Origin of the sequence: Mesorhizobium salmacidum (SeqCode), assembly GCF_037179605.1 — a bacterium.
Classification (GTDB): Bacteria; Pseudomonadota; Alphaproteobacteria; order Rhizobiales; family Rhizobiaceae; genus Mesorhizobium; species Mesorhizobium salmacidum.
Genome location: NZ_JAPYKS010000020.1, coordinates 1 through 12,820 on the forward strand (window position 1 = coordinate 1; position 12,820 = coordinate 12,820).

The 12,820-nt window shown below is 59.4% G+C and carries 18 protein-coding genes; 9 read left to right on the forward strand and 9 right to left on the reverse strand.

Annotated elements, in window-relative coordinates:
* From O7A60_RS23975 to O7A60_RS23990, 4 genes are all read right to left on the reverse strand, one after another.
* Window positions 1-215, reverse strand: a 215-nt coding sequence (locus tag O7A60_RS23975; RefSeq protein ID WP_337108283.1) for a PAS domain-containing protein, incomplete at its 3' end; no start/stop codon positions are given.
* Window positions 216-295: 80 nt separating this feature from the next.
* Window positions 296-1,339: a sensor histidine kinase gene (locus O7A60_RS23980; RefSeq protein WP_337108284.1), complete on the reverse strand. Its 1,044-nt coding sequence runs from the start codon at window positions 1,337-1,339 to the stop codon at window positions 296-298.
* The gene (locus tag O7A60_RS23985) at window positions 1,336-2,826 is read right to left on the reverse strand and encodes an ATPase domain-containing protein (protein WP_337108285.1); all 1,491 of its coding nucleotides are present in this window, start codon (window positions 2,824-2,826) and stop codon (window positions 1,336-1,338) included. Before O7A60_RS23985 ends, O7A60_RS23980 begins: the two co-directional genes overlap by 4 nt.
* 1,004 nt (window positions 2,827-3,830) lie before the next feature.
* Window positions 3,831-4,319 (reverse strand): SIS domain-containing protein, encoded by a 489-nt coding sequence (locus O7A60_RS23990; RefSeq protein WP_337108379.1) that lies wholly within the window; start codon window positions 4,317-4,319, stop codon window positions 3,831-3,833.
* A 707-nt stretch (window positions 4,320-5,026) separates the two neighbouring features.
* Between O7A60_RS23990 and O7A60_RS23995 the strand changes: the two genes are divergently transcribed.
* Window positions 5,027-5,407 (forward strand): low affinity iron permease family protein, encoded by a 381-nt coding sequence (locus tag O7A60_RS23995; protein WP_337108286.1) that lies wholly within the window; start codon window positions 5,027-5,029, stop codon window positions 5,405-5,407.
* 119 nt (window positions 5,408-5,526) lie between these two features.
* Here O7A60_RS23995 and O7A60_RS24000 read toward each other — a convergent pair whose 3' ends face one another.
* Window positions 5,527-5,742: a DUF3072 domain-containing protein gene (locus tag O7A60_RS24000; RefSeq protein WP_027144699.1), complete on the reverse strand. Its 216-nt coding sequence runs from the start codon at window positions 5,740-5,742 to the stop codon at window positions 5,527-5,529.
* A gap of 333 nt (window positions 5,743-6,075) precedes the next feature.
* Here O7A60_RS24000 and O7A60_RS24005 point away from each other — a divergent pair, with 333 nt between their 5' ends.
* A complete protein-coding gene (locus tag O7A60_RS24005) occupies window positions 6,076-6,327 on the forward strand; it encodes a hypothetical protein (RefSeq protein ID WP_337108287.1) in 252 nt (83 codons plus the stop codon).
* A gap of 299 nt (window positions 6,328-6,626) precedes the next feature.
* On the opposite strand, the gene O7A60_RS24010 is transcribed toward O7A60_RS24005, so the two are convergent.
* A complete protein-coding gene (locus tag O7A60_RS24010; protein WP_027144700.1) occupies window positions 6,627-6,926 on the reverse strand; it encodes a DUF1236 domain-containing protein in 300 nt (99 codons plus the stop codon).
* A gap of 158 nt (window positions 6,927-7,084) precedes the next feature.
* Between O7A60_RS24010 and O7A60_RS24015 the strand changes: the two genes are divergently transcribed.
* The 7 genes from O7A60_RS24015 to O7A60_RS24045 all read left to right on the forward strand — a co-directional run bounded on the left by O7A60_RS24015 (window position 7,085) and on the right by O7A60_RS24045 (window position 11,543).
* Window positions 7,085-7,219 carry a hypothetical protein gene (locus O7A60_RS24015; RefSeq protein ID WP_337108288.1) on the forward strand — a complete coding sequence of 45 codons (135 nt, stop codon included), beginning with the start codon at window positions 7,085-7,087 and terminating at the stop codon, window positions 7,217-7,219.
* Window positions 7,220-7,555: 336 nt separating this feature from the next.
* Window positions 7,556-7,798: a hypothetical protein gene (locus O7A60_RS24020; RefSeq protein ID WP_337108289.1), complete on the forward strand. Its 243-nt coding sequence runs from the start codon at window positions 7,556-7,558 to the stop codon at window positions 7,796-7,798.
* Between the two features lie 147 nt (window positions 7,799-7,945).
* Entirely contained in the window at window positions 7,946-8,491 is a 546-nt protein-coding gene (locus tag O7A60_RS24025; protein WP_337108290.1) for an NAD(P)/FAD-dependent oxidoreductase, read from the forward strand.
* A complete protein-coding gene (locus O7A60_RS24030) occupies window positions 8,389-8,871 on the forward strand; it encodes an NAD(P)/FAD-dependent oxidoreductase (RefSeq protein WP_337108291.1) in 483 nt (160 codons plus the stop codon). Before O7A60_RS24025 ends, O7A60_RS24030 begins: the two co-directional genes overlap by 103 nt.
* 146 nt (window positions 8,872-9,017) lie before the next feature.
* A complete protein-coding gene (locus tag O7A60_RS24035) occupies window positions 9,018-10,055 on the forward strand; it encodes an alpha/beta fold hydrolase (protein ID WP_337108292.1) in 1,038 nt (345 codons plus the stop codon).
* The gene (locus tag O7A60_RS24040; protein ID WP_337108293.1) at window positions 10,052-10,582 is read left to right on the forward strand and encodes a DUF1003 domain-containing protein; all 531 of its coding nucleotides are present in this window, start codon (window positions 10,052-10,054) and stop codon (window positions 10,580-10,582) included. Before O7A60_RS24035 ends, O7A60_RS24040 begins: the two co-directional genes overlap by 4 nt.
* Window positions 10,583-11,354: 772 nt before the next feature.
* Window positions 11,355-11,543: a hypothetical protein gene (locus tag O7A60_RS24045; RefSeq protein ID WP_337108294.1), complete on the forward strand. Its 189-nt coding sequence runs from the start codon at window positions 11,355-11,357 to the stop codon at window positions 11,541-11,543.
* Between the two features lie 3 nt (window positions 11,544-11,546).
* Here O7A60_RS24045 and O7A60_RS24050 read toward each other — a convergent pair whose 3' ends face one another.
* The 3 genes from O7A60_RS24050 to O7A60_RS24060 all read right to left on the reverse strand — a co-directional run bounded on the left by O7A60_RS24050 (window position 11,547) and on the right by O7A60_RS24060 (window position 12,772).
* A complete protein-coding gene (locus tag O7A60_RS24050; RefSeq protein ID WP_084636757.1) occupies window positions 11,547-11,723 on the reverse strand; it encodes a hypothetical protein in 177 nt (58 codons plus the stop codon).
* 124 nt (window positions 11,724-11,847) lie between these two features.
* Window positions 11,848-12,024, reverse strand: coding sequence for a hypothetical protein (locus tag O7A60_RS24055; RefSeq protein ID WP_156938220.1), 177 nt, complete (start codon window positions 12,022-12,024; stop codon window positions 11,848-11,850).
* 160 nt (window positions 12,025-12,184) lie between these two features.
* Window positions 12,185-12,772 (reverse strand): RNA polymerase sigma factor, encoded by a 588-nt coding sequence (locus O7A60_RS24060; protein WP_337108295.1) that lies wholly within the window; start codon window positions 12,770-12,772, stop codon window positions 12,185-12,187.
* Window positions 12,773-12,820 lie beyond the last annotated feature (48 nt).

Consider the following 12,820-nt stretch of genomic DNA (forward strand, 5'->3'; position numbering starts at 1 on the left):
TTCTGGGCGAGCTTGGCCGCCTTCAGACCGGACAGTTTCTCGAACTCCGGATTGGCATAGACGACACGTTCTGGCCCGCTGACATCCGAAACGGCGATTGCAATTGGCACCTGGTCGAGGAACTTCTTGAATTGTTCGCTTTCAAGCGCGCTGGCAAGGTCCGGCGTTTCGAGCAACTGCTCGACCGTCTCCGCCTTATCCGAATTCGATGTCATCTGCTCATCCAGGAATTTTCTGATGCCATCAATATCAGCGAAGCATTGCTCGGAATATCGCCAAAGCGGGATTGCTGGCATCATGAGTAGGCCGGCACCAGCCTGGTCTCGCGCAATGGCAGCGCCATGGTGAAATGCAGGCCCTCCCGAAGATAATTCAGCTGGATGCTGGCATCGCATTGAACGGCCACCACCTTCTCCAGCAGCGTCGTGCCGAAACCGCGCCGTGTTGGCGGCTCTACGTTGGGGCCGTCCAGTTCCTTCCAGTCGAGATTGACGATCCGCGCGTCGCCCGACCTGCCCACTGACCAGCGCACGTCGAGCCGACCGAGCGGGCGCGAGAGCGCGCCGAACTTGGAAGAGTTGGAGGCAAGTTCATGGAATGCCATGCCGACGGGGATCGCAATGTCGGCAATCAGCGAGACCTCGGGGCCTTCGAGCACGATGCGAGGCGTGTCGCGCGTCTCGTAGTGGCGAAGCTCCCGCTCCAGCAGTTTGTGCAATGAAGCTGTCTGCCAATAATCGTCGGTCAGCATGGAGTGAGTGTCGGCCAGAGAGACGATCCGGGCCGAGAAGTCTCTCATGAAATCCTCGATGTTGCCGCTCGACTTGGCGGTTGCTCCCATCATAGCACGCACATTGGCAAGTGTATTCTTGACACGATGATGCAACTCGCGGATGAGAAGCTTCTGACGGTCTGCAACCTCCTGCTTCTGTTCGATATAAGATTTGACTTCGAGCTGGCGGGCGCGGGCGCGCAGCGCCGAGCGTACGGAATTGGTCAGGCTCGACGCCAGGAAGGGTCTCTCCAGTACGATAAGGTAGCGATCGAGAAAGGCCAGCCGCTGGTCGAAATCGGTCCCGCGCATCACCAAAAGCACGATCGGAAAATCCGACCATGCCGGCTGCTTTTCGACCCATGCCGCAAGGCGGCTTCGGTCCGCGTTGATCAGGGCCTCCTCGGCAACCACCAGACACTGAGCCTGATCCAGCAACGGCAAGGTGTCCTCTAGTGACGTGCAGATGTGCGCGTCGATCTTGCTCGCCGCCAAAATCGAGGCGGCAATCTGGGCGTCGCGTCCGACCGGAGTAAGCACCAGGACGGAGGTCTCCGCTGGACTCACGATGCCTTGTCCTTGAGCAGGTCGGACTGCTTGCCTTCAAAAAATGGCACGCCAGTCAGGATGCCGCGAAACTCCTCCAGCGGCACGCCCGCGGTAACGCCAGTGCCGCTGATCTTGAACTCGCGGATCGTATCCTCGTGCGGACCGACACGCTTCTTGACCACCGAGATGGCGCGGCGTAGGCGCCCGCCGCTTTCGAAGAACCGCAGCAGCATGATGCCATCGCAGAGATACGTCATGTCCACCGGCGCGGCCATGTGGCCGATCAGGCCGTGATTGGCCAGAAGCAGGATGGTGACCACGCCCTTCTGGTTGAGGTAAGTCAGGATTTCGTGCATCTGCAGCAGCAGGTGCTGCTCTTCCGACATGGCATTGAGATAACCGGTGAGGCTGTCGATGACGACCATTCTCACCTGCGATTGCTCCACCCCCGACTGGATGCGCGTCGACAACTCACCAGGCGAAAGCTCGGCCGGATCGATCTGCTCGAGCAGCAGCGACCCGTCGTTGGCGTAACGGGCAAAATCCAGGCCCAAGCCAGCCGCCCTGGCGAGGAAGATGCGCTTGGTTTCGTCGAACAGCAGCACCAGCACTCGCTCGCCGCGCGCAAGTGCTGCATGGGCGTAGGTGCTGGCGATGCTCGACTTGCCGATGCCGGAAGGCCCCATCAGCAACGTGCTTGTACCGCGATCGAGACCGCCACCGATCAGTGCGTCCAGGGAGCTTTTGCTTGTCGCCGGCGTGCCGTGCGCGCCCAGTTCGTGCTCGGAGGCGACAAGCCGCGGAAACACCACGACGCCACCGGCCCGGATGGCGAAGTCATGGAAGCCACCACGGATCTGCACACCGCGCATCTTGATGACGCGCAGGCGCCGTCTTTCGCCGCCATAGGTCGGCGACAGCTGCTCCATTCGGATAACGCCATGGCTAATCGAATGCAGGTTGAGATCGTCATGCTCGGCAGTTAAGTCGTCGAGCAGCAGCACGGTGGCATTGTTGAGCAGAAAGAAGCTTTTCAGCGCAAGCACCTGCCGGCGGTAGCGCAAGGAGCCTTGCGACAGCAGCCGAATCTCCGACAGCGAATCGAACACCACCCGGTCCGGCTTTATGCGTTCTATCTCGGCAAGGGCCGACTGCACGGTTTCGCCAAGCTCCAGGTCGGACGAATGCACCAGCGTCTGCAACTGAGAGGGGTCCAGGCTGAGCTCTGGCGGCACCAGTTCGAGGATCTCGATGCCGTTCAGGTCCCAGCCATGGCGGATGGCGACCGACAACAGCTCGCGCCTGCTCTCCGAGAGTGTAATGTAAAGGCATGTCTCGCCGTTGCGAGCGCCCTCGATCAGGAACTGCAGGCCGATCGTCGTCTTGCCGGATCCAGGCCTGCCCTCGACGAGATGAGAGCGGAACTTCGCATAGCCACCTCGAAGGACGTAATCGAGACCTTCAACGCCGGAAGCGACTGGCGACGCATCGTCTTCTCTGTCCACGTTAGCCCTCGCGTTTCGTGAACACCGTAACGGACCCGCGTGCCGATGGTTCCGCAGCCGGCTGCGCTCCACGACACGACCGGTCAACTCTGGCCTGCCGCTTTCGCCGGCGGCGGCCCGGTCTTGACGTCGAGGATCAGGGGCGGCTCTTCAAAGACGCGCCGGTGACGCATCAAACGGGAGGTGATGAAGACTGACGCACCGCCTGAGTCTGGCGCGCGGCGCGCGGCCACTAGCGACCTCAAGGCCTCCAAGAAAGGTTTGAGGCCAGGCGGTCAGTGGAAACTACTGCTGCGTTTGTTGCCGGCTGACTTCAGTCGGACTCCCTCTCGGCAAGACTTCACATATCATTCCTGCAAAGGCATGTGGTCAGCGACGATCGTTTGCCTATGAGCTTGTAGAGACCCAGAAGTTCCGATGCTGCGCGGCGCACGAGTTCTCAAGCCCCTTTGGATGGAGCTGGAGGTTCGATCGGCGTATGCGCGCCAATGCGGTTGGCCTCCGCCGTTGCGGCGTTGGCCGTAGTCCAGTCTCTAGACCTGTTGCTGAGCGACTGCGCTAACGGCACAGCCGATGTCCGCGTCATCCACGTGCGAAGATCGAGCGTGAAGGTAGCCGACGTTATCGAGCGTAGCTCCCCTACAGTGGCCGTTCATAGCAACGCCCACGTGCTTGCATCGGAATCATCCCTTTGAAGTTCTGGACAGCGCCAAGACGCCCAACCGGATCCAAAGGGAGAGTAGGGACGCTTAAGCGGCTTGTTGAAATGGCTCGAATGTGGCTCTACGGCGCGTGAGCGCTTCCCCGCCCCGGGCGAACCGCGCGGATTGTCTGCTTTGAATCGCGCAACCAGTCGCCAAAGCTCCACCTCGTGGGCGTCCGCTAACTGCCTGGCGTGCTCTTTCGCTGCAGCATCGTCCATGCAGGCAAGGTCGACCCCGCCCTTGAATTGACCGTGTTCGTCCAGAACGTATAGCCGATAATGCGTCATCGCTTGTTCTCGATTAGGATTGCCAGCCCGCTTCGGCTGCAGCCTCATTTGGATTGATGCACTGGGCAGCGCCGCCCGGTCGTTGCTGATCGCCCCACTTTTGGGTGCTTGCAAAACAAAGACACTGCATAACGACGTGACCGAACATAGAATGTATATCTTCCGCTAGTTGCATGTCATTCACGTTGACCCAAACCACGTGTTGGGCGATTTGCCTGAGCGTACCTCCGCCATATCCACAAAGACCCAACGTAACTGCGCCATGATCATTGGCGTATCGAACGGCACGCAAAACGTTTTCCGAGTTTCCGCTTCCCGAAATTGCAATGACTAAGTCGCCCTCATTGAGAATGTTCTTCAGTTGCTCGACAAACACATCTTGGAAAGAAACATCATTCGCGTACGCGAATGTAAGGCCCACATTGTCGACCAGCGTCCGACCACGAAAAGGGCGTTTTGTAGATAGATAGATAGATACTCTTATTCCAGTCCGTGATGAAATGCAGCGCTGTCAGGGAACTGCCACCATTTCCAAGCGTGATGATCTGCTTTCCATCCTCCTGGGCGTGCGCGACCAAGGCCACTGCATTGTCAAAGCTTTTGTGGTCTAGTGAAGCCTCGGCGAAATCGGCACTATCGTTAACGGACTTCGCTGTGCACGATTGCCGTGAATGCTTAGGCTGCGGGACGGCGTCGTCTGGCGGACCATTGAGGAAGGAGCAGGGATCAGATCGTCGCCTGCATCCATCCCAGCCCACCCTTTAGGATGAGGATGGCTACGACTTTCTGAAAGCCCTTCAATTCGCCTTCCCGATCTCGGCCGCCTTCATTTTGGCCCTGAGCTTGCCCACGCGTGCAGCCAGCGTATCGGGGCTGCCAGTTTCACCCGCCCTTTGAAATCCGCATAGCTTCGACACGATCGCTTAACTGCAGTTTGATGTTCCAGGCATGGCCGAGGGCTGATGAGTTGGACCTTGGTCGTATGGAATTCCGCAATGGTCCTATCCCATGTGAACATTCGGAACCGACCTCATCGTTGGTCATTGTTCCCTCAAATACACTGAGGTTACACGATGTTCAGCAATAATGAGACGCGTATCCTTGAGATTGGACTGTTCGCGGCTGTACCGATCTGTGTTGCTATCGCTGCGCTGGTTGCCCTCTTCACCTTGGCGCAACCGTGAAGGAGTACGCGACAGGAACCCCCTCATGAATCGCATCCTCTTTCTGACGGCCGACTTCCTTTCGCGCCCACCTGGCTTTTATGTCATGGTTGTAGCGATGGTGCTGTTTACCGCGCTGGTACCGTTCGGCCTAACGAATGCCGTTACCTATGCCCTGTCGGTAGCGGCCATCGTGATCACTGGCGTTGTGCTCATCCAAGGCTATCGGGACACCGCCGCCCTTCATGCCAAGCTCGATGAGATCGTCGTCTCATTGAAAGAGACCAGAAACGATGTTGTCGGGTTAGAGCACGCCGAACCCGAGGAGATCCGGGCAAAGCTAGTGATGCTCGAAGAGGAAGCGACTCAATCGAACGTGCTGCCCCTATCCCGGGACGCGTGCAAGAAGGATCGGACTCGCTCATAGCAGCGTCACGGTACATGGGCTAATGGCCTTCTCCGCTCGTGGGGCAGTCGCAATCGTGCGCCGTCAAAGTGACGCGCTGCGCCGTCTCCAGCGTTGAACGGCTAGCGCGGGAGGTTCGGTTAGAGTTTCAGCTTAGCCCTTAAGGCATCGATGCGCTTGGATGCCTCGGCCTTACTAAGCCCTTGTTCGAAGCTCGCGGCGTCATCGGCCTGCTCACTCAGGGTCTTCAAGTATGAGGCTTGCGATGGCGTCATTGGATCGTCTCCACTAACCCATTCATCAGGGTCCTTGTCAATATTGGCTGAAACATCAGCATTGTCGGTTAGGTTCTGCATTTGAGGTCTCCTGTCTGAGCAGGAGAGAATGTCTCTGATCTCCTTTTGTTCCGTAAGGGAATTGTCACGAGCCGCGGTTCTCGACAAGATAGCCAGCCCTGAGGGGCGCGCTGGATGGGCGGCGATCAATCCATGCATTCATCGGCGGCGTCGGCAATTCCTACCCGCCTCATTGGCACAGGGGTGCTCGGCCTAATGGAGGCAACGGGGCAGAGACTTGCGATTTCACGCAACCAAGTCAGTTTGCCGGCATTAATATCAGGAACGCGCCGGAGGAGGTCTATGCTACACTATAGCGTGTCCCGGGAATTTGAGATCGGTGACGAGGTCACCTTGACGGGTACGGTCAGCACGATGCTGCCTAGCGGACGCGCCAAAGTAAACATTCCATCGTATGACCGACCCTATTCGGTTGATCCTCCACCTAAAACCCGTGCTGGAGATAAGGTCGTTCTTGTTGGAGACATCATCCGCATCGATCGCAAAGCCGACAAGTTGACGGTGCGGACTGACTGCGGCGGCGTGATCACCGTCGGACGCTCGGCGATTACCAGGCTGAGAAAGCACCGGCCTTCCTCCCACTGACGCTCACCGCCGGAGAGCGCGCCCACAATGGTCTGCCGCGCAACTCGCCAGGTGAGCGCTAGCTTTCCTATTTGGGTTCACCGCAGCGGTCGCCGAGTCGGCGCTTCGGCCGAACCGGTGAACGCGTGATCGGAATGCCGAAAAGGCGGGATATCGGAATGGGGAGGAAGTTGACAGCATTTGCGGTCATGGTCGATGCTGTCGCAAACCTCGCCTATGGCGAGAAGCTCACTTGATCGCCATTCCTGAATCGGTACAACCCGTCGCCCCAATCAGCGACGGGCCTACCCGCACTTTGGTCAGTTATAGACCTTGATGATCTTGCGGGTGCCCGGGTCCACGAGAACTGTCCGGTTGTGGACCACGACATAGCGGTACTTGACGTTGGGAACTTCGCGAAGCTCGACGGTGTCGGGAAGCGCGGCACCGACGCTGAGTTCGACGCCGGGGACTTCCACGGACGCGAGGGGCTGCTTGTGCACGTACTCCTGAATGACCGTGTCCTGTTCAGGCGCGATAACGACGTCCTGGGCTGCAGCGACGCCGACACCGGCAAGGAGCAGAAACGAAGCAGCGGCGGCGGTGAAATGCATTCTCATGTGACAGCCTTCCTGTGAGCTCGGGCATAATCGCCCCGGACCCAACGTGTCCGAATCCGAAACGTTCCGAGCCCGTACCTAAGTCCGATTGCGTCTCGTACTTTGGGCTTGGAATGATGCTGAAAAGGTCTGCGTTCAGCAAAACCAGGAACCGTCACATGACTGGCGCCGTTAACCGCCGCAAATTTGGAGAAAGCGTCATGGAAAAAAGTATTGGCCAGGCACGCTGGTTGCTGGCACCGGTCTTCGCGATGGCGATTACTCTCCTGGCAATCGGCGTAGCTCTTGGATGACGAGGGCGGCCAACGGGATCCGCGCAGCTATGTCCCTTCCTGCGCGGATAGGGCTCGCCCGCTGCTCGCAAGTGTGGCGTGCGAGCCCTCTAACCAGCACTCATCGAGGCGACCAACACGATTTCTGGAGGGTGGCTTACTTCGACCCGGAAACCGCTCCGTGCGGTTTGAGCGCGGCAGCGGATGAGCACGGGCCTGAATCTTTGTACGCGGACTTCGCTTGGTACATCATAGGTTAGCGACAGATCGTGCGCTGTGCCGCATAAACGCGAGGTCAGCGGGCAATGCTCCGCTGCTTGGGAGACCATCGCACTCTCGCTCGTTTGGAGACGCTTGATGCTTGACCGGCCCATTCGCACGGACACCTTCTACCCCAATGATCTGGATACGCTCCGTGCGGTCTTCGACGCGATGTGCCAGGAGTTTGACGTTCTCCCGGACACCGCGGCAGCACATTCCATCGCGAGAGAGCTGATCAGGCTTTTCCAGACCGGGATGACGGAACCGGCCATGCTGATGATTGCCGTGCGCGCGCGTTGGCAGGGCGATTGGAAAACGGAAGACAGCAACGCTGCCTGATGTTGACGGTCAGGTGCGCACAATCGCTCTGAAGCCCGGATTTCTCAATAGCCGGGCCGCCAGTCAAGTTCGATCCAGACTGGCGCGCGATCGCTTGGCTTGTCGTGTCGTGCTGGAACATCGAACAATCCAGATAGTTCACCACCAATGGAACAAACCAGGCATGACAGCCACGCCAGTCACCCGAACGCCGAGGCCGAAGACGTGCTGATCGTCGGAGGCGGGCCGGGGGGACTGACCGCGGCCCAGTATCTTGCCCGCTTCCGCCATCGCGTGCTGGTGGTCGATGCCGGCGATCCCCGTGCCGCCCTGATCCCGAGGAGCCATAACTGTCCGGGCTTTCCCGAAGGGATAAGTGGCCCCGATCTTCTGGATCGGCTCCGACGTCACGCGAGCTTGTACGGAGCAACCGTGATGCGGGGGCAAGTCTTTTCGGTGGCCTCTGCCGACGGAGGCTTTGACGCTGAGACCTCGATCGGCACAATCCGCGCGCGTAAGGTCTTCCTGTCGACCGGAATTATCGACACGACACCCGTCTTGCCTCGCATGGCGGAGGCAATTGCCGCAGGTGTCATTCGGCTTTGCCCGGTGTGCGACGCATACGAGGTGATCGACCGGAAGATAGGGTCGTCGGGCAGGGCGACAGAGCCTTGCACGAGGCCATTTTCCTTAGCCGATTCACGCCACATGTAACGATGCTGGGGACCCACGCATCGGACTTTTCAACCAGCACGCGTCGCGCGGCCGGCGAAAGAGGGATACTCATCCATCACACTCTCGACAGGCTCAGCCCGGCTGCTGACGGGTGCACGGCGATGTTGCAAGACGGAACGACATGCCGCTTCGATGCAGTCTATGCGGCATTGGGCTGCAAGGTGCGCTCCCAACTCGCCCTGGGCCTCGGCGCGAGATGTTGCGCGGAGGGCTACGTCACGGTCGATGAGCACCAGCAGTCGTCCGTCGACGGCATGTACGCGATCGGTGACGTTGTAAAAGCGCTGAACCAGATAGCCGTCGCGTTTGGACAGGCTGCCATTGCCGCGTCACATGCCCATAGAGAGCTTACCGCCTAAGCCGTTTCAGCCGGCTACAAAGCATTGTCTTTGTCTGGCGGAACAAGCTGTCGCCAGGAAGGTTCGACACGGCGGGCAACCGAGCAAAACAGTTCCTAGCAGGCATTGGCATGGCGTTCGACAGAGATGGACCGAAGCTCTCGACCGTGCTGCTTGTCGCCGCGTTGGCGGCACTGGCCGGATACAACCACGTCCGCGCCAAGAGTGCGCTCGCCGGCCGGGCGGCGCACGGGCGTTTGATGGAGATTGACGGTATACGCTTGCATTTTCTCGAAGCCGGCACTGGCATGCCGCTCATTCTGTTGCATGGAAACGGATCCATGGCGCAGGATTTCAAGTCGAGTGGCATCTTCGATCAGGCGGCAAAGAGCTATCGGGTGCTCGCATTTGATCGACCGGGCTTCGGGCGAAGCACACGGGCGCGCGGCCGGCGGTGGTCTGCCCGCGACCAAGCCGATCTCATACATGCGGCCGCCGGCAGGCTGGGCATCGAGAAATATCTGGTGCTTGGACATTCCTGGGGCGCTTGGATCGCCCTCAAACTGGCGCGCAGGCATTCTCCTTCGATTGCCGGCATCGTGCTGGTCTCGGGCTATTATTATCCGCCCCCGCGGCTTGATCTTGCGCTGGCCGCACTTCCGGCTTTGCCGGTCGCCGGCACAGCGTTTCGCCACACCTTGCTGCCGCCGCTTGTGAGGCTTGCCTGGCCGTGGGCGATGCAGAAGATCTTTCACCCGGCGGTTGTCGCTGCCGACTTCGCCGCTCGCGCAAAAGAGGTCGCCAGCCGCCCCTCCCAACTGCGCGCCGTGTGCTCGGAGTCGGCATCGATGCTGGCCGCGGCCCTGCTGACGAAGGCCAGCTACAGGGATATTGCCGTGCCGACCGGCATCGTGGCCGCCTCTGGAGACCGGTTGTTCGACGCGGAGCAGGAAGCACGACGCCTGCATGCGGAGGTCAGCGGGTCCCTCCTCAACGTCGTTGCGGACGCCGGCCATATGGTTCACCAGAGCGCCCCTCAGGCGGTGGTGGCCATGGTCCACGCGATTGCAGGACGGCACTCCTCGTTTCAAGGGGCCGTCGGCCGCGACCTAGGCCAGCCGACGAGTTCGGTCTCGCCGGAGGTACCAGCCGGCGATGAGGGCCCGCAGATGATATCCCCGCCAAACCGGGCTTTAAAAAAATGAACGATCAACATCCCGCCGACATACAGTCGGTCCTTCACCAGAACATCCAGGCCCTGATCGACCACAGGCGACAGCAGGAGGAGGACCAAGGCGTTCAAGCGCGAATTGCTGGCGCCATTTCGCGCTTCGCGGGAAGTATGGCCTTTGTCTATTTGCATCTCGCAATTCTCGTCGCCTGGATTCTTGCCAACCTTGACGCGATACCCGGCATCCCAGCTTGGGACCCAACTTTTGTGATCCTGGCCATGGTCGCCTCGGTCGAGGCAATCTTCCTGTCCACTTTCGTGCTGATCAACCAAAACAGAATGGCCGAACACAGCGAGCGCCGAGCGGAACTGGACCTCCAGATCAGCCTTCTCAACGAGCACGAAACCACGCGGCTCATCGAAATGGTGGCCGCCTTGACAGGCCGTCTGAATGTCTCGACGCCGGCCGATGAGGAGCTGCCGCAACTGGCCGAGAATGTCGATCCCCGGCAGGTGATGACGCAAATCCAGCAAGCTTCCGCAGATCAGGAGAAATCTTGAGCAAACAAGATGCACAGGTCGAGTGGGCCGCCGCCGAGACCGATCAAAGAAAGAGCTTACCCCCCGAGGAACATTTACCGCTGCTCAATGTTTGGTTGCAGGCCTACAATCCTCCCTCATTGTCTTGGCCTCAAGGCTGTCAAAGCAGCTTCGGCCCGTCTCGGTTTTGTCCGAGGCGGGCCTTCATCACTCCGCTTGGATGTCGCGGTGGCGTAACGCTTCGGAGTCACCCACCGCCGATGGGTGACGGAACCAAGTTGACGCCGAGGTAGCGGCGACTTGGGGATATTCCGGTGAACGATGGCGCCGTTCTGATCGTCGAAGATGAGCCGATGACACTGCTCGACCTCGAGTCAGGGTTGGAGGAGGCTTGGTGCCAGTTCGTCGGCGGTCGAAATGCTGCCCAGGCGCGGCTTTCCACCCGATCCCAAGGCCGCGTTCACCGACATCGCCTGGGGCCGGGACAATCGGAGGTCGCTCGGCTTGCGGAGGTCCAACCCGACCATTCCAGTTGTATATGTAAGTGGCGACAGTCTTCTTTCTACCGCGGATCACAACCGCCGTTTCTCAACTTCAAAATGCACAGCAAGCCCCATCGTTTTTCGTTTTCCTCGTTCCACGAAACCTGCGGAACATTCTGTCTCGTTCAGCGTTAGGCCGCGCCGGAGAATGCTTGTTTACGATTTCTTGTTTCTTTGGCGTCGGAGCTGGCACACCAGCTTGAGGCCACCTCGGCCCTTCCGGAGGCGGGCCGTGCGGGAGTTGAGATGCGATGCATAGGGACGCCTATACCCCATCAGAACTTGCCGTACTGAGCCGCGTCCTGGCACGCAGCAATGTCAAAAACGAAACCGAAACCGAGAGAGAACGGCGCGCATCGCGCATCCTTGCTTATTATCAAGCCGGGATTACGGACGAGAACGAACTTGAACAGCTTTCTCGGCAGCCGCTGGGAAGGTGACGACTAATCTTCCGTCTTCAGAGCTTCCGCCTCGTCTCTGAGCTTCGGCCAGTCGGCCCCATGCCTGCGAAGAAGCCTTCGCGCCTGCTTGGGATCGATCTCCGTGATCTCGACCAGGTGTTCAACCTCAAGTTCCTGGCCTTTTGCCACTCGGCCCGCTTCTTTTGCTGCTCGTTGCATTGCACTATCCGCTGCTGAGATAAACCAACGGTCACTGCAAGTTGCAGTTCCGGGGGCTTCGAGAAAAATACTCCGCCGCGACCGGGTGTCTGTCGGAATTTCCCTCGTGCGAGCAAGCATGCACTCATTCGTCGACCCTGCGGTCGAGTTCGTCGAGCAATGACCGATGTTCGCGGGGCATGTCCGCATCTGTCGGCAGATCCAGCAACTGCCGAAGCTGGCGACGGCTGGCGTCCGAGGAAATCCACTGACGTATGAGACGGGCTATGGCCCTCTGTTGGGCCTTGCCGATTTCTTCCATGTTGGGAACCCAAGCTTATCCTTGGTCGAACTCGGCGGCTCCCTGATGGTTCCCTGGCTGCATATGAAACTGCGGTTGAGCAATCGGCGACCTGGGTAACTAAAGGACGGCTGTCTGACAGCACTCAACTTGCTCTAAAGCCGTCCCGCCTTGCCCGTCGTCAATTCGGCCTCTCCGGCTTAGTGGGGCTGCCCAACAGGACAGCCATTCCTTTCCTCGCGTCTTGTAACCGGCCTTTGATAGTGGCTGTGTCGCAATCGCAGACGTCGGCGGCGTCTTCATATGAGAGCCCGAGCATGTAAACCAGAACGATGGCTTGCCGCTCCAGGCTCGCCAGGACGTCAATGGCACGAGCGATTTTTGGGCCGGTTTCCATCTGTCCCCGCGGATCGGCGGCAAAGGGTTGCGACAAGCAACTAGCGGGTTCTCGAGGTTGAGAGGCTGTGCCTTGAAGCCTGGCCAAGGAAGCCCTGCGCATCGTAGCGAAGATCCAGGGTTTAACCCGGCTCCCATCAAGGCCATCGAGATCTGCAATTCCTTTCATCAGCGTTTCTCGGACAAGGTCGTCAGCTTCGTCGATGCTGCCGCTGAGCGAGCGTGCGAACGCCCGCAGTGCTGGAATAAGCTCGACCAGGTTCGTCTGTTCGCCAGAACCTGCTAATGATGAGCCGCCAGGACAGGTAGAGGGCTGTATCTGCTCCGGAAGGCCCGGACCTGACGCGTTGAGCTTGCGACGGTGCTCAGCCATTAGACGGATCCTCCACCGACGGAACCTCTTTCTTGTTGGTCTGATCTG

Bases quoted from the DNA above. Each gene is read 5' to 3' on its own strand.
- O7A60_RS23995 (WP_337108286.1), top strand. From the start codon at position 5,027: ATGAATCGCATCCTCTTTCTGACGGCCGACTTCCTTTCGCGCCCACCT.
- O7A60_RS24000 (WP_027144699.1), bottom strand. From the start codon at position 5,742: ATGCAGAACCTAACCGACAATGCTGATGTTTCAGCCAATATTGACAAG.
- O7A60_RS24010 (WP_027144700.1), bottom strand. From the start codon at position 6,926: ATGAGAATGCATTTCACCGCCGCCGCTGCTTCGTTTCTGCTCCTTGCC.
- O7A60_RS24015 (WP_337108288.1), top strand. From the start codon at position 7,085: ATGACTGGCGCCGTTAACCGCCGCAAATTTGGAGAAAGCGTCATGGAA.
- O7A60_RS24020 (WP_337108289.1), top strand. From the start codon at position 7,556: ATGCTTGACCGGCCCATTCGCACGGACACCTTCTACCCCAATGATCTG.
- O7A60_RS24025 (WP_337108290.1), top strand. From the start codon at position 7,946: ATGGAACAAACCAGGCATGACAGCCACGCCAGTCACCCGAACGCCGAG.
- O7A60_RS24040 (WP_337108293.1), top strand. From the start codon at position 10,052: ATGAACGATCAACATCCCGCCGACATACAGTCGGTCCTTCACCAGAAC.
- O7A60_RS24045 (WP_337108294.1), top strand. From the start codon at position 11,355: ATGCATAGGGACGCCTATACCCCATCAGAACTTGCCGTACTGAGCCGC.
- O7A60_RS24050 (WP_084636757.1), bottom strand. From the start codon at position 11,723: ATGCAACGAGCAGCAAAAGAAGCGGGCCGAGTGGCAAAAGGCCAGGAA.
- O7A60_RS24055 (WP_156938220.1), bottom strand. From the start codon at position 12,024: ATGGAAGAAATCGGCAAGGCCCAACAGAGGGCCATAGCCCGTCTCATA.
- O7A60_RS24060 (WP_337108295.1), bottom strand. From the start codon at position 12,772: ATGGCTGAGCACCGTCGCAAGCTCAACGCGTCAGGTCCGGGCCTTCCG.